The sequence below is a fragment of the Mediterraneibacter agrestimuris genome, assembly GCF_943193195.1.
GTDB lineage: Bacteria > Bacillota > Clostridia > Lachnospirales > Lachnospiraceae > Schaedlerella > Schaedlerella agrestimuris.
This window is the reverse complement of record NZ_CALPDG010000004.1, coordinates 37945-54230: the sequence shown is the minus strand read 5'-3', so window position 1 is coordinate 54230 and position 16286 is coordinate 37945. Positions and strand designations below refer to the sequence as shown.

The window sequence follows — 16286 nt, the reverse complement described above, 5'->3', positions numbered from 1 at the left end:
TGGGTTATCAATTAACTCATACGGTACGCTGGAGAACCAGTAGTAACGGAACGAAAGCATATCCGACAATTCACACCAGCCTACTACTTTCGTCAACTGGAGATTACCTAAACCAGAATGCCTACAATGGCTATGTGTAATGCTCTTGTAGTGATAAATCACAAGGCTATGCTAAGTGAGATGACGCTGAAAATCTGGCAAGGTAACGGAGCTTTCATAGTAGTCTGAGAACCCTGAAAAGACAGGGAAAGCCGTAAAATCGGATACGGGAAAACCGTTCACATGGCGAAGGAAAGCAGTCTTAGCGAATTAAAATTAGAAATTGATTAGGGAGGAAAACCTCAAATGAAACCAACAATGGAGATTTTAACCAAATTACAGGAAAATTCAAAAAAGAACCATGATGAAGTATTTACAAGGCTCTATCGATATTTACTCCGTCCAGATATATACTATGTTACATATCAACACCTCTACTCCAACAAAGGAGCAGGAACAAAGGGTGTAACAGACGACACAGCGGACGGTTTTAGCGAAATATATATTGAAAATATCATTGAAGCCTTAAAAAATGAAATGTATCAACCAAAACCAGTAAGACGTACATACATCAAAAAATCAAATGGCAAAATGCGTCCCTTAGGACTGCCTGTCTTTACTGATAAGCTGATACAGGAAGCAATACGCATGATATTAGAAGCAATCTATGAGCCTATTTTTTCAGACTACTCTCACGGTTTCCGACCAGCAAGAAGTTGTCATACTGCTCTTGCTCAAATAAAAAAAGAATTTACAGGAGCACGCTGGTTTATAGAGGGCGACATAAAAGGGTGTTTTGATAACATCAATCATGCGGTACTTGTGGAAATTATCGATCAGAAAATTAAAGACGCACGTTTTCTGAAACTCATTCGTTCATTCTTAAAGGCAGGTTATATGGAAGATTGGAAATACCACGAAACATATAGCGGTTGCCCTCAAGGTGGTATCATTTCGCCTATTCTTGCGAATATCTACCTTAATGAATTAGACCGTCACGTAATGAAAATAAAGAAAGAGTTTGATGTGGCAACAAAGGCACGTTATACACCAGAATATACAAAACTGGTAGGACTACGCCAAAGATTACACAACAAAATTAAAAATAGCAACGGTATAGAAAGAGAAAAGCTGATTGAAGAATATAAATCTGCAACGGCTCAAATGCTCAAACTACCAGCGAAACAATGTGACGACAAGAAAATAAAATATGTGCGTTACGCTGATGATTTCCTAATAGCTGTGAATGGCAATCGACAGGATTGTGAGAAGATTAAGCAAGAACTTACAGAATTTATAAGTACCACATTAAAAATGGAACTTAGTCAAGAAAAAACTCTGATTACACACAGTAATACTCCTGCTCGTTTTCTCGGATATGATGTCAGAGTACGCCGTGACCAGCAGATTAAACCAAAAGGAAAATTCAAAACCCGTTCTATGAATAACAAGGTGGAATTGAGTATTCCATTCAAAGACAAGATAGAGAAATTTTTATTTTCAAATGGAATTGTAAAGCAGAGGTCAGACAATGGGAAATTAGAACCTATACACCGACCTCAACTGCTTAATAGGACAGATTTGGAAATAGTGACTATTTATAATGCAGAATTAAGAGGTATCTGTAATTATTATGGGTTGGCAAGCAATTTTAACAAGCTAATCTATTTCAATTATCTTATGGAATATAGTTGTTTGAAAACACTTGCAGGAAAGCACCGTTCCAAAGTTTCTAAAATTAGAGCTATGTATAAAGACGGTACAGGCAAATGGGCTATTCCTTATGAAACTAAAACAGGAATAAAGAAAATGTATTTTGCGAATTATGCTGATTGCAAAGGAAAGAAGTTTACTGATATTGTTCCACAAACAGCTAAAAATTATTCCCATGACGTAACAACATTAGAAAGCCGATTAAAGGCGAAGATATGTGAAGTATGTGGGTGTACGGAAAGTGACAGATACGAAATTCATCATGTAAACAAGGTTAAAAACCTTAAAGGAAAATCAGAATGGGAAAAGATAATGATAGCCAAAAGACGGAAAACAATCGTGGTATGCCACAAGTGTCACATGGCTATACATCATGGCGAAAAGAAATAACCTGTAACGGAGCAAAGATGGAGAGCCGTGTGCATTGAGAAATGCAAGCACGGTTCGGGGAGAGGACTGCACAAACCTACCTTAGAAATAGGGAAAGGCGGTGCTTTCCTACTCTACTATGCAGGAAACAACAGAATGTATCATGCTGGAAATCCTATCGGATATGCAGATTTAACAGGCTCGTACTGGCAGCAACACTTGATTGGTGCTGGACGGGTAAAAACAAAATAGAAAGGAATGGTACTATGATATTCAAGAAAAAGAATAAAGAATCGAAACCGAAAAAAGAAAGACACGTGCCTGTGATGAAAGTCGGCACGCACAAGAAAACCGTGATTGCCTTATGGCTGGTGCTGATTGCAAGCGTCAGCTTCGGAGTATATAAAAACTTCACCGCCATTGATATGCACACGGTACATGAAAAGGAAGTCATTGAACAAAGAATCGTTGACACTAACAAGATAGAGAACTTTGTCAGAGCGTTTGCGAAGTCCTACTATTCTTGGAGCAACACGCAGGAATCCATTGACAAAAGAACCACAGCCATCAACAACTATCTGACTAAGAGCTTGCAGGATTTGAACGTCGATACGGTAAGGCAGGATATACCCACAAGTGTGGCGGTTACAGACGTAAAGATTTGGGATATAGAACAGGCTCAAGCAGACGACTTTACCGTTGTCTACTCGGTAGATCAGACGGTAACGGAGGGTGAAACATCAATCGGTTACACTTCCGCTTACATGGTAGTGGTTCATGTAGATGGTGACGGAAACATGGTTATCACGCAGAATCCGACCATCAGCAGCACACCGACAAAATCCAGCTATGAGCCAAAAGCAAAGGAATCGGACGGAACGGTGGACGCTACCACGACGGAGGAAGTAACAGAGTTCTTGGAAACATTCTTCAAGCTATACCCTACCGCTACGGAAAAGGAACTTGCCTATTATGTATCTGGAAATGTGCTTGAACCTGTAAACTGCGATTATCTGTTTTCGGAGCTGGTAAATCCTGTCTTCATCAAAGATGGTGAACAGGTCAAAGTATCAGTATCAGTGAAATATCTCGACCAGAGAACGAAAGCAACACAGATTTCACAGTTTGATTTGACGCTGCAAAAAGATAGTAACTGGAAGATTGTAAAATAATGAGTTGAATATTTCATCAAATTCCGCTATTCTAATATCAGATAAAGAAAGGAGCAGATACAATGGCTGTAAATAAAATGAGTGCATAGCAAAGGCTATTGCACATAAACAAATAATAGCCTTTGCAATCCCTAAGTAGTATAATTAGGAGGTGCATGATGAGCTATTATAAGGTGACAGAAGTTTTACCAAAACATATTATCAGAGAAATCCAAAAATACGTTGATGGACATTCTATTTATATTCCTAAAAAGCCAGATAATAAAAAGAACTGGGGCGAAAATACGGAAACCTTATCGGTTCTCGAAAAGAGAAATGAGCAGATATATTCTGAATATTTGGAGGGATATTCTATTGCTCAACTTTCAGAAAAATATTATCTGGTAGAAAAAAGTATACAACGTATTATTCGACAAAGAAAACAAAAATAATTTTATGTGCCATAGATTAAGTCTTTTGATAAGCTCTATGGCACATTTTCATTTCTTAAATGTTCTTGTAGTTTAGAATTCAACTTTATCTTGTTATAATTTCTTCAAAAATTGGAGGGATAATATGTCATATTTTATATATCAAAATAAAAAAATTTTCTTTGAAGAATATGGAGATGGTATACCTCTATTGCTTCTTCATGGAAATTCATTATCTTCAAGAATGTTTCTTCCTATCATTGATGACTTACAGAAATATACAAAAGTTATTTTGATTGATTTTTTAGGAAATGGATATTCTGACAGAACCTCACATATATCTGACGATTTATGGTATGATGAAGCATTACAAACCATTTCGTTGATTGAATATATGGAATATTCACAAATAAACCTATTAGGTACTAGTGGAGGGGCATTAGTTGCTTTAAATGTAGCGTTAGAAAGACCAGATTTGGTAGGCAAAATTATAGCAGATAGTTTTGAGGGCGAAATTCCGTTAGATTCCTTTGTAACAAACATACATCAAGATAGAGAATTCTCTAAGAAAAATCCTTGGTTAAGGAATTTATATAAGCAAAACCATGGGGAGGATTGGGAACAAGTTGTTGATAATGATACACACGCCATATACCTGCACTATCAAACTCATAAAAATTTCTTTCACAAAAAGTTACGCGAATTAAAAGTTCCTGTTTTATTAACTGGAAGTAAAGAGGATGAATTTATGTCTGGTGATTTTTTTGAAAAAATTTACAATGATATTCCGATTCCAAATAAAACGATACATATTTTTGAACATGGTATACATCCTGCCATTATTTCAAACAAAAGTAGTGTGGTTCCTATGGTAATAAATTTTTTAGAAGATACGAAAAAATAATATCTCTGCAATATTTGAAAATTCTGTCGTGATAATAAATTTTTATGCTATATTGCCTAATCAAAAGAGAGTAAAATTTAGTAACCATAAAACAGAGAATTACAGCGATTATCAAAGAGCCAAAAGCTAAGAAGTAGAATTGACAATCCATAGAAAAAGTTTTTGGATTATCGACTTATTTTATTTGATTTTAAAAAAGTTGTTGAAAATCATTTTAATTGCCCTTACTATTTACGTGTTGAGGTCGACATCAATAATTTTGAACTGGAGGTCATAATTTGAAAATAGAAGAATTTAAAGATATTACAATCGCCTATATGCGTAATATTGGTGAATATGGGAACAAAAATGAAAAGTTAATGGTAGATTTTAAGAATTTTTTGAAAGAAAATAATTTGTTTACAGATACAGCAATTATTTTAGGTATAGCATTAGACAACCCTAATCTTATACCTGCTGACAAATTGAGATATGATGTAGGTCTTATTCTAAATGAAAATAAAAAAGTAAATTTACCGACTCGAAAAATTGATGATGGAAAATATGCAATATTTGAAGTCATTCATACGAAGCAAGATGTATTGTCTTTTTGGGGAAATATACATAAACTAACTGCTGATTTATTGGTAGATGATAGACGACCAATTATTGAACGCTATGCCAGCAACAAAATCGCTAATCATTTATGTGAATTTTGTGTTCCAATATTATAGGGTAGGTGAATTTATAGTATGGATAATCAAACATGGGTAATGTGTCCTATTTGTGGAAATAAAACACGAACAAAAATTAGAAAAGACACAGAATTGATAAACTTTCCCCTGTTCTGTCCGAAGTGTAAACAGGAAAGCATAATCAATGTTAAACAACAACAAATCACTATTATAGAGCCAGACGCTAAGACGCAGAGCCGATAATACCGAGAATTGAGTGCGAATTTCTTGGATTATCGGCTTATTTTATTTAAGAGCCAAAAGTGGAGGATTACTCGTCCTCCACTTCCTTAGATTTGATGATTCCGTCAGCAACACTTTCCATGATAACTAAGTCCTTATCGGACAAGTTATCAAGTTGTTTTTCCAACTGTCGTCTTCTGGTGCTTTTCGCCAGATCAGACGCAGGCAGGAAAATTTCATCAACGGAAATATTAAGTAATGATACAAGGTCATAGAACACCTGTCAACTGTGACTATATGTTCTCGGAGCTGGTAAATCCAATCTTCACACAAGATGGTGAACAAATGAAAGTATCAGTATCGGTGAAATATCTCGACCAGAGGACGAAGGCAACACAGATTTCACAGTTTGATTTGATATTGGAAAAAGATAGTAACTGGAAAATTGTGAAATAATATGATGAAAGGCTTGCATTTCACGTATGAATTTGATTTGCAAGTCTTTTCTGATTTCAACAAAATATCAGCGGTTATTATTAGCGTCTATTTTCTAACAGATAAGATAAAGTGTGCTATCAGTATCTATTGTGTACAAAATCCAAAACTCTCTGCATAACAATATTGAAAAAATTATTAAAATATGGTATATTTATAGTATACTAAATAGAATTGGAGTTTATTATGGGCAGAGAAAATAAAAAAGAAGCAGTTGCAACTTTACACAGAGAGCAAATTATGAAAGCAGCAGAACAACTTTTTTCAAAAAAGGGATTTGCACAAACAACAATAGATGATATTTCAAAGGCATCTGAATATAGTCGTCGAACAATTTATTCTTACTATGAAAGCAAAGAAGATATTCTACATCATATTATTGAAAAAGGATTGGTGATATTAAAACAGGACATACAAAATGCTATAAATCTCAATGATAGTTTTATAGACGGATATAAACTAATATGTATGGCAATGAGGAAATATCAAGTAGAATATCCTCATTCCGTAAATAATGTAAACACTGCGAAATTTTCTGACTTTGATATAGAAAATCTTTCAGAAACCATAAAACATATTTTGATTTTAGGAACAGAAATCAATACTATTCTTGCTGAGTTCATTGAAAAAGGGAAAGAAAAAGGTATTGTACGACAAGATATAGTCCCCATGTTGACCGTCTACATTTTGTGGTCAAGCATTACTTCTTTTCTTTCACTTGCACAAACAAAGGGACAATTTATCTCTAAGCAGTTTTCTATTTCTGAAAATGAATTTTTAGATTATGGATTTAAGCAAATTATCAACTCTATTTTGGAGGTGAGGATTTGATGAAAAAGAACAACTGGTTAATATGCCCCGTTTGCGGAGGAAAAACTCGTAATCAAATTCGAGAAGATACAGTTTTGATAAACTACCCTCTTTTCTGTCCGAAGTGCAAACAGGTAACTCTAATTGATGTAAAAAAATGTACTATAAATCTCATAAAAGAGCCAGACGCCAAGACGCAGAGCCAATAATCTTTAATGGATAATTGGCTCTTTATGCTATTTAAAGGGGAGACATGATGAATAACAATAATTCAAATTTTGCACTTATTATGATGAATAATGCTATTATGGAACAACAGGTAACAGATAAAATTCTTTCTTGTAATAGAGAAAGTCAAAAATATGGTTTGGTTTTGAATAAGCAACAGGCATTAGCATTAGCTAAAACACGCACTAATTCATTAAAGGAAAATAAACGTGTTGAGTTTAATAGCGGAATTGTTGACAAACTGGTTCTTGCTTTTTGTGATTCACCATATATAGTGAAAGAAACCTATGAAGATACCTTGCATGAAATTATTAACTTATTCTATGATTTGAAAAATAACACATGGGATACCATTTCAGATGATGATATTATTAAGTTTATGAAAAACGCTTTTAACAATCGCTGCTATGGTTCGTTAGATTTACTATCTGGTGAAGCACTCCGATTGTCTGAACATATTCATTGTGGTGGTACATTAAAAACATTTAAGGAGGATTGAAATGGAGACACCTGATATATTACATCCTATCAAAAAGGAATTATTAAGTCCTAAATATTACTTTCAATCACTCATAGAACAAGCTCGTTTTTGCGGTCTGTTATCGGATAGAGATTTATCTGTAATACAAACAGACTTACTTTTGATACTTGCAGAACAAACAGATAAATGGAATCGGGGTGAAAGCAGTTCTATTCCCATAGAGAAAGCACAGGATATAATGACTTCTATACTGTTTGTAATTGGAATACAGTTAAAATCATATCAAACGCCAGAACAGGCAGTAGATATGTTAAAATCAGAATCTTTAAAAAACTTTTTGAAAGTGGATTGAAATTTGTACAACGAAAAATGGCAGTTTCCCGTCAGTTTCAAAAAAAGATTTTGAGCCATCTACTTAATACACCAAATGTTTACTACCGTTCTACCATAGCAGACGGTATCAATGGATTTTTTAAATTATATCGTCCTCAGTTTGCTGCACATGAAATACATATAACGGCTGATTATCCGATTCTTGCAGGTAGACCAGAAGTAGATGGAATTGAATTTATAGAACATTATTTACGTTGTATTGAAGCGGAAAATGCGTTTTGTATATGTTTCAAACCACAAGATATACACCATTTATTGAGTGGACTTACACGTGATTATTACAGTGTACCATTAAATATTTTTGAGCCTGTACTTTTATCTGCTCTTGGGTTAGTCATGCGATGCCGCAGCCCAAAAAATCTTAATTTGAATGAAGATGATATTTCTGCTTTGTATCGACAATTTATTTTTCAATCGGAAAAAGAAATACAGGATTGTTTAAAAAAAGCCTTTTTATCCTTAAATAGAGAAATGGATATTTCACGGAGTTCAAGACGATATACTCTATTGTGTTTCTCAAAACTTGCAGCCACAATCAAAAATGCAGTATTGATGAAAACACTAGATAAAGTATTTCTTATACCTGCCTATCCAGAAAGAGAACCCCAAATTACCTTTTCTTATGGGGATAGAATGAACGATAGGAAATATCAAAAATTAGTTGAAAGAATTTCACAGATAGATAATAGCAAGGAAAAAATCACCCTTATTCTTAATGAGGTAAGTTCACTTGCTGATTTACTGGATATATTATCTGATACAGAACTTTATGCTGAAGATTTTAAACTTCTTATCAATATGCTGCCACTACCAGTATTTGCAATGTTGTTATCACAATATCCTAATGATGATTTTTTGGATAGAGAAAATGAGCAATTATTATTTATGGCGTTGCAGGAAAGAAAACAACAGCTTTCTATAAAAGAAAGGCAACAGATTGAACAAGCATTAAATGCTTTTCAACATGAGGAAATGTAAAAAATTATAGGTCAAACACTATATATAAAAGAGCCAGACGCAAAGACGCAGAGCCGATAATACCGAGAATGAGTGAAAATTTCTTGGGTTATCGGCTTATTTTATTTAAGAGCCAAAAGAGGAGGATTACTCATCCTCCACTTCCTTAGACTTAATGATTCCGTCAGCAACGCTTCCCATGATAACTAAATCCTTATCGGACAAGTTATCAAGTTGTTTTTCCAACTGTCGTCTTCTGGTACTTTTATCCAAATCAGACGCAGGCAGGAAAAATTCATCTACGGAAATATTAAGTAATGATACAAGGTCATAGAACACCTGTAAACTTGGGTGCTGCCCTTTGTTTTCAATATTCGTCAGATAACGTGGGTCAATCTCAATCATAGCTCCCACCTGCTCACGGGTAAGACCTTGTTTCTTACGAGCTTCTTTGATTGCAAGACCAAAGGCTCTAAAATCGTACTTATCTTCTTTTTTACGCATATGTAATCACCTCACTACATTTTACTGTTCCTGTTGATTTTCTAACAGGTATAGAAAAACGTATAGCATGGTTTATCAGTTCCTATTATGCGTAAAGAAAGTAAAAATAGTGCTGCATAGCGGTAAATAAAAAAAACCGTTATCGACAGTACCGTTTTTGCGTGTCAAAAATTATCTATACTTAGATGGCGGTTTGAAAAGCCGCCTTTTTCTTTTTTCATCAGCGAAAAACAGCATATTGGTTTTGGTTTAGCGGCTCTGGGAGGTAGCCGCATTGAAAGACCTGTGTAACCGACAATTTTTAACATATCTGTTATTGTTAAAAAAATCTTAGCTTTTGCAGCGGCACAATATACCCTTGAATGTGGTTTTTTACATTACATAGCAGGAACAATTATCAAAGCACAAGAACAGCATTTCTTTTATGCTCTTGTGCTTTTTTGTTGTTTAAAAGATTTTTTGAAATTCTTTTCTGAAAAATGCAATAAAACACACCTCGCTGTTGAGTGTTGGTGCGGAAAGAGGGAAATACCTATTTTCGCTACGTGCAGAGGGGAGGTGTGATGATATGAAGCCATCTTCTTTTGAAAATGCCATTCGCTTGCAATTTGATACTCTGGTTAAAAAGGTTATCGACAGAACGGTAAAGAATTATGAAAAGGAACTTTCAAGACGTTCAAAACGTGAAATTCCATTTTCAGAACTTCCAGACATTATGGTGGAATCCTTTGCAGTATTGGACGAGTACGAACTTGATTGTATCGCATTTGATGTTTGCGGTATGGAAGTCCGAGTGTCAGATGATGGACTTTGCGAAGCATTACAGAAGCTGCCTGAGAAGAAACGCAACATTCTTTTAATGTTTTATTTCTTGGAAATGAGTGATACAGAAATCAGTGAACTTTTACAAATTGACCGTTCCACTTCATACCGCAACAGGACAGCTTCTTTGAAAGAAATGAAAAAAATATTACAGGAGGAATGAAGCGTTGAAAAAATCGGTCAAGAAATGCCCTCCGTATCGTTGGATTGCGGCTGCGGCAGATGGTGATGAACAAGCCTTAGACAAGCTCCTTTTGTTTTATGACGCATACATATCAAAAGCTAGCCTTAAACCTCTGTACGATAGTTACGGAAATATCTATATTGCTGTGGATATGGAATTAAAAGGAAGAATCCGTGAAGCACTTATGAAAATGATACAGGGATTTGAATTAGAGATTGTCTAAACAGATTTACAGGGCATGATTTATTGATTCCCTCTTTCCTGCCCTGTTTACCAATCTATGAAAGTCCATTATCCCGATAATGGATTTTCACAGGCTGGTAAAAACAGTCAGGAGTTCTTTGACAACTGAATACAATAATCAGATACGTTTGATATACAGCGAGCCGACGGATTGGAACGCCATGACCCGTGAAAGGTGTGAGAAAAAAGGTGAGCGCATATGCCAGTGTACCGTAGGCGGCTGTTGGAAAAGCCGCTGCCATGACCTGTATATCTGAATAATGATACACCCGTATGGCACGGTTCACCCATCAGAATGGGAATGGTGAAATTCCAGTGGAGCTTTCCAAAGCCATCTGATTATTGAGAAAAGTAGATGTGAGTACGCATATTGGATAAGCCTATTTGCGTATGTTGAGAATAGATAGATGAAACAAGGAGGACGATAAAGTTTGGAAAAGAAAGAACCAATCCAATATACTGTGGAAAGAGAATTTTTATCGAAGTTTTCAGTAGAAGAATTGCTTATCCGTATCATCAAAGCTCACCTTAACGAAAAGGTTCAAAACGGGTAGTCTGGTATGAGAAAACAATGGGAAAATACCGTGTTTTATGGTATAATATTATTGATAGGGCAACAGTTGAATAGGTGAACGTATGAAACTTCAAAAAGTATTGAGCTTATTTAATGTTGCAATCTATATCAGATTATCAAGAGAAGATGGTGATAAGGAAGAAAGCGATAGTGTAGGAAATCAGAGAAAACTCTTAACAGAGTACGTTGCTAAAAAAGAAGATTTTATTGTGTATGACACATACATTGACGACGGTTATTCGGGAACGAATTTCAATCGACCTAGTTTCCAGAGAATGATTGCGGATATTGAAGATGGAAAAGTAAATTGTGTTGTTGTAAAAGATTTGTCAAGATTCGGGCGTGATTACATTGATACTGGAAGATACTTAGAACGATACTTCCCAGAGTTGGGAGTGCGTTTCATATCAGTAACAGATAGTATTGATAGTATGAAACAGGCGTATGATATGCTACTCCCAATCAAAAACATTTTCAATGAACAGTATGCAAGAGATATTTCCAAAAAGATACAGGCAACCGTGAAATCAAAACAAAAAGCTGGTGAGTTTATCGGGGCATTTACAAGTTATGGCTATAAGAAATCCCCTGTAAATAAGAATAAGCTGGTGATTGATGATTACGCTGCTGATGTTGTCCGCAGAATCTTTTCCTTATATATACAGGGATATGGGAAACAAAAAATCGCAAAGTTGCTGAACGCAGAAGGTATCCTTTGTCCGGCAGAATATAAAAAGGTAAACGGTGAGAATTACAAGAATTGTAACCGTCTGGAAAGTACAACGTATTGGTCTTATTCCACAATCAATAGTATTCTTCACAGAGAAATGTATGTGGGAAACATGGTACAAGGAACAAAGCACCAGCGCATGAGAAGTAAGCAGAAGAAAATGCCGAAAGAAGATTGGATAATCGTTGAAAATACCCATGAGCCGATTATAGATAAGGAAACTTGGGATAAAGCGCAATCCCTTTTGTCAAAAAGGACAAGGGAGCTGGATTTGGAAACGAATAAAAATATCTTTGCTGGTTTTGTGAAATGTGGTGATTGCGGTAGGGCAATGGCAAAAAATATGTGGCGACGTGCAGATGGGAGTAAAACATATAGTCTTTATTGTGGAACATATAAGAGAAACGGGAAACAGTATTGTACGCCCCACACACTTCCTATGGCTGTTTTGGAAAATATTGTGCTAGGTGATTTAAAAGCAATCGTTGACAGCGTAGACAATTTGAAAGAGTTGGTACAGTCACAGAGTTTCACAGCTTCAAAGGTCAAAAAGATTACGGACACGGAGCTTAGCAAAATCAAAGCAGAATTGGAACGTGTGAAAAGACTTAAAAAATCCATATATGAAGATTACAGAGAAGAATTGATTTCCAAAGAAGAATTTCTTTCTTACCGAGAGGATTATCTAAAAAAAGAAGAACTTTACTCCAAACAGATTGAAGCACTGGAAGAAAAGAAGAAAGACAATGTGACAGAAGATGTTTTTGAAACACCGTGGTTGAAAAGGCTGCTTGAATTAAAAGACATTAAGGCACTGGATAGAGATATTGTGGTGGAAATGATAAGTGAAATAAGGGTCTATGAAAACCGCAAAATCAAAATCACTTATAATTTCGGAAATGAACTGGAACATTTATTTTCCAGCGTTTACAGTGTGGAATCGGAGGAAAAGGTTATCTAATCTCACACATTTCTAAATCCCCTATCCAGTCTGGGGGAAATTACATATAACATTTGCGCAATTAGCAACCTGCACACGGGGGACGTGATCCGGGAGCTGTTTATCAGGGGCGCCGGGAGAAGGATGATACACTTCGTCTGGTGCTTGCTGTAGGAGAGATACTTCAGAATAACGGAATCGATGTGGAATACACGCGTACCACAGATGTTTATGAATCCCCTTATGAAAAGGCGATGGAAGCAAATAACGCAGGAGTGGATTTTTTTGTCTCGATACATCGGAATTCCTATCCGACAGATAATGTGGTTTCAGGTGTGGAATCTCTGGTGTACGATTTGAGTGGTATTAAGCTCCAGATGGCGGAGAATATCAATGAACAACTGGAGACCGTTGGATTTGTAAACAGAGGAGTCAAAGCACGCCCAAATCTGGTGGTGCTCAGGAGGACAAAGATGCCCGCAGTTCTTGTTGAGGCAGGCTTTATCAATTCCAACGTAGACAACCAGCTTTTTGATGACAATTTTGAAGATATTGCGCAGGCAATTGCAACAGGAATCCTGGATACCCTTGAAATGAATGAAGTGGGAGCTTCATCTTCCACATACAGAGTTCAGGTCGGTTCGTTCCGCAATCCGGTCTATGCCAACCGAATGTTAAATGAACTGCATATGCAGGATTATCCGGCAGTGATTGAAGAAGGAGATGGATTTTTCCGTGTCCGGGTGGGAGATTTCCAATATCTTGATGACGCGTCAGATATGGAACGCAGGTTGAAACGCGGGGGGTATCCCACATTGATCGTAAGTGTTTGAAAAAGAAAACGGGGATTGAAACAAATTTGTTTCAGTCTCCGTTTTTCCTTTCTGGGAAAGCTATGTTACTTTTAACTGTGTGGCAACTGCCTGTGCCAGCTTGTTGCAGAAAATATCCAGCGTTTCCTGACTTGCCTGCCTGCTCCATATACATTGCGTGGAATTGCAGATATGAGCAGGTTCACTGCGCTCTTTGATTTCCTGTTTGATATGAAAATAAAGAGTGCGCAGAAGGTTGGAATTCTGGGTATTTGTTATATCCAGATATTGTTCCAGAATTATTAAATCTCCCTTTGCAAGAGTAGTTTCAAACGCATGGCGGATAGCCCGTTCTACGCTGTTGGCAGTAGTGTTGTGTCTGGCGGCAATTGCCGAATAGAGGGAACATATCTTTCCATTCGGATAGTATGGGTCTGTGTCGAAGAGTTCTATCGCATCGCAGATATAAGTAGTACCCTTGATATATGCCGGCATTCTCATTTTTAATAGTACATCCATCGTCACATTTCTTATCAAAACACCTCTTCCTTTCTTGTTTCAAGTTGCAATTTTTATCTGCCTGATGATTGGACAGGCAAAAATATTATTATGGTAGTCAGTTTACGATATGAATAATAGAATGTCAACTGATTTTTACAAAATTCTTGTAAAAAATATTGATTTTACAAGAAAATTGTAGTATTGTTTAAGTAACTCAACGAAACTGTATAGCTAGGAGGAACTATAATGGTGGGATAGTTTTATTTACAGTAGATTAAGGAGATATCGGCATGGGTATTGGACAAAAATTACGTTATCGAAGAAAGGCTTTGGGGCTTTCCAGAAGTGAGCTGGCGAAAATGATTCATGTAACCCCCTCGTCAATTGCCAACTATGAGAATGGATTCAGCTACCCCAAACCAGACATTTTAATTTCGCTGATCAGAGCACTGGAAGTAGACGCAAATTACCTGTATCAGGATTATCTGCCGGATAACAGAGCCGGGGCGCTTTGCGGCAGAGGATTAACGGAGGAAGAAGCGGAAGATGTGCTGCGGTATAAGGATCTGACGGAGAGAGGAAAGCGCCTCGTACGTTTTATTATTCAAGAGGAGTACGAGCGGCAGCAGGCGGAGAAATGGGTGGAATATCCGTGTATCCTTCAGGGAGAACCTGAGGCAGAATATGGATTTTTGCTGCAGCCGGAGAGGAGACGGGTGCGCTTCAGAAAAGAAAATCTGCCGGAGGATGCAGAGTTCTGTTTTCAGATTCGGGAAACATGGTACGAACCAGTATACAAGAAGAACACGATACTAGTGCTGAAGAATGCCTGCGCCGCACATAACGAGATCGGTATTTTTAAACTGGACGGTATTTGTTATCTGAGGATGATCTGTCAACTGGAAGGAGAGTGTATTCTTCGTGCACTTAGTGTGAATGAACCAGACATCAAGGTGAAGGACTATAATAAGCTGGAATGCGTCGGGACTGTTCTCGGGCAGATTGGCGGAACATGTGAAATTCTGTGATTTCCGATTGTGTTTTTTGTTTCAATGGGCTATAATGTAGAAGAGTTATAAAATGTATTTTTCCGCAGATAAAAGCGGGTTAAAGAATTGGAGGAAAGTAATATGTTAGTATCAGCGAAAGAGATGCTTCAGAAAGCAAAAGCAGGACACTACGCAGTAGGACAGTTCAACATCAACAACCTTGAGTGGACGAAGGCGATCCTCGAGACAGCAGAAGAGTGCAAGTCTCCGGTTATTCTTGGCGTATCTGAAGGTGCGGGCAAGTACATGACAGGCTACAAGACAGTTGTAGGTATGGTAAATGGTATGATGGAAGAACTTGGAACTACAGTTCCGGTTGCTCTTCATCTGGATCACGGCAGCTATGAAGGCTGTATGAAGTGTGTTGAGGCAGGATTCTCTTCTATCATGTTTGACGGTTCTCATTATCCAATCGAAGAAAATGTTGCCAAGACAAAAGAACTTGTTCAGATTGTTGCGGACCATGGTATGTCTCTGGAGGCAGAGGTTGGTTCTATCGGCGGCGAGGAAGACGGAGTTGTAGGAAAAGGCGAGTGTGCTGATCCTCAGGAGTGTAAGATGATTGCTGATCTGGGAATTGATTTCCTGGCGGCAGGTATCGGTAACATTCATGGCAAATATCCGGCTAACTGGGAAGGACTTAGCTTTGAGACTCTGGATGCGATCCAGCAGCTTACAGGCGATATGCCGCTTGTACTTCATGGCGGTACAGGTATCCCGGAGGATATGATCAAGAAGGCGATCGACCTTGGCGTAGCGAAGATCAATGTAAATACAGAATGCCAGCTTTCTTTTGCAGATGCAACACGTAAATATATTGAAGCAGGTAAGGATCAGGAAGGCAAGGGATATGACCCGCGTAAACTTCTGAAACCGGGTTATGAAGCTATCAAAGAGACTGTAAAAGAGAAGATGGAACTGTTCGGTTCTGTTGGAAAAGCAGAGTAATTGAAGCTTTTGATGGTGTTCACGGGGAGAAAAGTGGAAGCAGGATATCCCGGGACGATACACTGAAAATGCAAAGTAAGTCTTGTCAGAAGGCAATTCTGGCAGGACTTAT

Annotated in this window: 18 protein-coding genes and 4 pseudogenes; 19 read left to right on the top strand and 3 right to left on the bottom strand. The window is 37.1% G+C overall.

The genetic code is table 11. From position 1 onward, the window contains the following. The first annotated feature begins 345 nt into the window (after window positions 1-345). From NFS18_RS03490 to NFS18_RS03460, 7 genes and pseudogenes are all read left to right on the top strand, one after another. Window positions 346-2142 (top strand): reverse transcriptase domain-containing protein, encoded by a 1797-nt coding sequence (locus NFS18_RS03490; protein WP_251387992.1) that lies wholly within the window; start codon window positions 346-348, stop codon window positions 2140-2142. Window positions 2143-2259: 117 nt separating this feature from the next. Further along, a pseudogene (locus NFS18_RS03485) lies at window positions 2260-2373 on the top strand (peptidase P60); the annotation flags it as partial. Window positions 2374-2390: 17 nt separating this feature from the next. Next, window positions 2391-3293 carry a conjugal transfer protein gene (locus NFS18_RS03480; RefSeq protein WP_331477496.1) on the top strand — a complete coding sequence of 301 codons (903 nt, stop codon included), beginning with the start codon at window positions 2391-2393 and terminating at the stop codon, window positions 3291-3293. Between the two features lie 155 nt (window positions 3294-3448). After that, window positions 3449-3724 carry a CD3324 family protein gene (locus NFS18_RS03475; RefSeq protein WP_331477481.1) on the top strand — a complete coding sequence of 92 codons (276 nt, stop codon included), beginning with the start codon at window positions 3449-3451 and terminating at the stop codon, window positions 3722-3724. Window positions 3725-3848: 124 nt separating this feature from the next. After that, window positions 3849-4607 carry an alpha/beta fold hydrolase gene (locus tag NFS18_RS03470; RefSeq protein WP_251387989.1) on the top strand — a complete coding sequence of 253 codons (759 nt, stop codon included), beginning with the start codon at window positions 3849-3851 and terminating at the stop codon, window positions 4605-4607. Window positions 4608-4885: 278 nt separating this feature from the next. Further along, window positions 4886-5320: an AraC family transcriptional regulator gene (locus tag NFS18_RS03465; RefSeq protein WP_251387986.1), complete on the top strand. Its 435-nt coding sequence runs from the start codon at window positions 4886-4888 to the stop codon at window positions 5318-5320. A gap of 18 nt (window positions 5321-5338) precedes the next feature. Next, window positions 5339-5524 carry a cysteine-rich KTR domain-containing protein gene (locus NFS18_RS03460; RefSeq protein WP_251387985.1) on the top strand — a complete coding sequence of 62 codons (186 nt, stop codon included), beginning with the start codon at window positions 5339-5341 and terminating at the stop codon, window positions 5522-5524. A gap of 67 nt (window positions 5525-5591) precedes the next feature. On the opposite strand, the gene NFS18_RS03455 is transcribed toward NFS18_RS03460, so the two are convergent. After that, on the bottom strand, window positions 5592-5783 hold the full coding sequence (locus NFS18_RS03455; RefSeq protein ID WP_331477480.1) for a hypothetical protein: 192 nt from the start codon (window positions 5781-5783) through the stop codon (window positions 5592-5594). On the opposite strand from NFS18_RS03455, the pseudogene NFS18_RS03450 reads away from it, so the two are divergent. From NFS18_RS03450 to NFS18_RS03425, 5 genes and pseudogenes are all read left to right on the top strand, one after another. Beyond that, window positions 5783-5959: pseudogene (locus NFS18_RS03450) on the top strand (conjugal transfer protein); the annotation flags it as partial. The gene NFS18_RS03455 and the pseudogene NFS18_RS03450 sit on opposite strands and share 1 nt — an antisense overlap. A gap of 225 nt (window positions 5960-6184) precedes the next feature. Beyond that, window positions 6185-6829, top strand: a complete 645-nt coding sequence (locus NFS18_RS03445) for a TetR/AcrR family transcriptional regulator (RefSeq protein WP_251387981.1) — start codon at window positions 6185-6187, stop codon at window positions 6827-6829. After that, window positions 6829-7017: a cysteine-rich KTR domain-containing protein gene (locus NFS18_RS03440; RefSeq protein WP_251387979.1), complete on the top strand. Its 189-nt coding sequence runs from the start codon at window positions 6829-6831 to the stop codon at window positions 7015-7017. Before NFS18_RS03445 ends, NFS18_RS03440 begins: the two co-directional genes overlap by 1 nt. A gap of 44 nt (window positions 7018-7061) precedes the next feature. Further along, on the top strand, window positions 7062-7535 hold the full coding sequence (locus tag NFS18_RS03435; protein ID WP_251387977.1) for a DUF6323 family protein: 474 nt from the start codon (window positions 7062-7064) through the stop codon (window positions 7533-7535). Window position 7536: 1 nt separating this feature from the next. After that, window positions 7537-8888, top strand: a pseudogene (locus NFS18_RS03425) (DUF6179 domain-containing protein). Window positions 8889-9014: 126 nt separating this feature from the next. Here the strand turns inward: NFS18_RS03425 and NFS18_RS03420 are convergent. Further along, window positions 9015-9371, bottom strand: coding sequence for a helix-turn-helix domain-containing protein (locus tag NFS18_RS03420; protein ID WP_251387971.1), 357 nt, complete (start codon window positions 9369-9371; stop codon window positions 9015-9017). Between the two features lie 568 nt (window positions 9372-9939). Between NFS18_RS03420 and NFS18_RS03415 the strand changes: the two genes are divergently transcribed. The 5 genes and pseudogenes from NFS18_RS03415 to NFS18_RS19690 form a co-directional block, all read left to right on the top strand. Then, the gene (locus tag NFS18_RS03415; protein WP_251387969.1) at window positions 9940-10356 is read left to right on the top strand and encodes an RNA polymerase sigma factor; all 417 of its coding nucleotides are present in this window, start codon (window positions 9940-9942) and stop codon (window positions 10354-10356) included. Between the two features lie 4 nt (window positions 10357-10360). Continuing rightward, window positions 10361-10600, top strand: coding sequence for a helix-turn-helix domain-containing protein (locus NFS18_RS03410; RefSeq protein WP_251387967.1), 240 nt, complete (start codon window positions 10361-10363; stop codon window positions 10598-10600). Between the two features lie 451 nt (window positions 10601-11051). After that, entirely contained in the window at window positions 11052-11174 is a 123-nt protein-coding gene (locus NFS18_RS19345; RefSeq protein WP_277613526.1) for a hypothetical protein, read from the top strand. Window positions 11175-11256: 82 nt separating this feature from the next. Further along, window positions 11257-12885, top strand: coding sequence for a recombinase family protein (locus NFS18_RS03405; RefSeq protein WP_251387964.1), 1629 nt, complete (start codon window positions 11257-11259; stop codon window positions 12883-12885). A 74-nt stretch (window positions 12886-12959) separates the two neighbouring features. Then, window positions 12960-13697, top strand: a pseudogene (locus tag NFS18_RS19690) (N-acetylmuramoyl-L-alanine amidase); the annotation flags it as partial. Between the two features lie 60 nt (window positions 13698-13757). Here NFS18_RS19690 and NFS18_RS03395 read toward each other — a convergent pair. Continuing rightward, complete coding sequence (locus NFS18_RS03395; protein WP_251387962.1) at window positions 13758-14213, bottom strand: sporulation initiation factor Spo0A C-terminal domain-containing protein; 456 nt, start codon at window positions 14211-14213, stop codon at window positions 13758-13760. A gap of 254 nt (window positions 14214-14467) precedes the next feature. Here NFS18_RS03395 and NFS18_RS03390 point away from each other — a divergent pair, with 254 nt between their 5' ends. Both NFS18_RS03390 and fba read left to right on the top strand, forming a co-directional pair. Beyond that, entirely contained in the window at window positions 14468-15205 is a 738-nt protein-coding gene (locus NFS18_RS03390; RefSeq protein ID WP_251387961.1) for a helix-turn-helix domain-containing protein, read from the top strand. 102 nt (window positions 15206-15307) lie between these two features. Further along, entirely contained in the window at window positions 15308-16174 is an 867-nt protein-coding gene (gene fba, locus NFS18_RS03385; protein WP_251387959.1) for a class II fructose-1,6-bisphosphate aldolase, read from the top strand. Window positions 16175-16286: the final 112 nt, after the last annotated feature.

Coding starts and splice junctions, on each gene's coding strand:
- NFS18_RS03445 (WP_251387981.1), top strand. CDS start 6,185: ATGGGCAGAGAAAATAAAAAAGAAGCAGTTGCAACTTTACACAGAGAG.
- NFS18_RS03415 (WP_251387969.1), top strand. CDS start 9,940: ATGAAGCCATCTTCTTTTGAAAATGCCATTCGCTTGCAATTTGATACT.
- NFS18_RS03460 (WP_251387985.1), top strand. CDS start 5,339: ATGGATAATCAAACATGGGTAATGTGTCCTATTTGTGGAAATAAAACA.
- NFS18_RS03475 (WP_331477481.1), top strand. CDS start 3,449: ATGATGAGCTATTATAAGGTGACAGAAGTTTTACCAAAACATATTATC.
- NFS18_RS03420 (WP_251387971.1), bottom strand. CDS start 9,371: ATGCGTAAAAAAGAAGATAAGTACGATTTTAGAGCCTTTGGTCTTGCA.
- NFS18_RS03435 (WP_251387977.1), top strand. CDS start 7,062: ATGATGAATAACAATAATTCAAATTTTGCACTTATTATGATGAATAAT.
- fba (WP_251387959.1), top strand. CDS start 15,308: ATGTTAGTATCAGCGAAAGAGATGCTTCAGAAAGCAAAAGCAGGACAC.
- NFS18_RS03440 (WP_251387979.1), top strand. CDS start 6,829: ATGAAAAAGAACAACTGGTTAATATGCCCCGTTTGCGGAGGAAAAACT.
- NFS18_RS03390 (WP_251387961.1), top strand. CDS start 14,468: ATGGGTATTGGACAAAAATTACGTTATCGAAGAAAGGCTTTGGGGCTT.
- NFS18_RS03470 (WP_251387989.1), top strand. CDS start 3,849: ATGTCATATTTTATATATCAAAATAAAAAAATTTTCTTTGAAGAATAT.
- NFS18_RS03405 (WP_251387964.1), top strand. CDS start 11,257: ATGAAACTTCAAAAAGTATTGAGCTTATTTAATGTTGCAATCTATATC.
- NFS18_RS03490 (WP_251387992.1), top strand. CDS start 346: ATGAAACCAACAATGGAGATTTTAACCAAATTACAGGAAAATTCAAAA.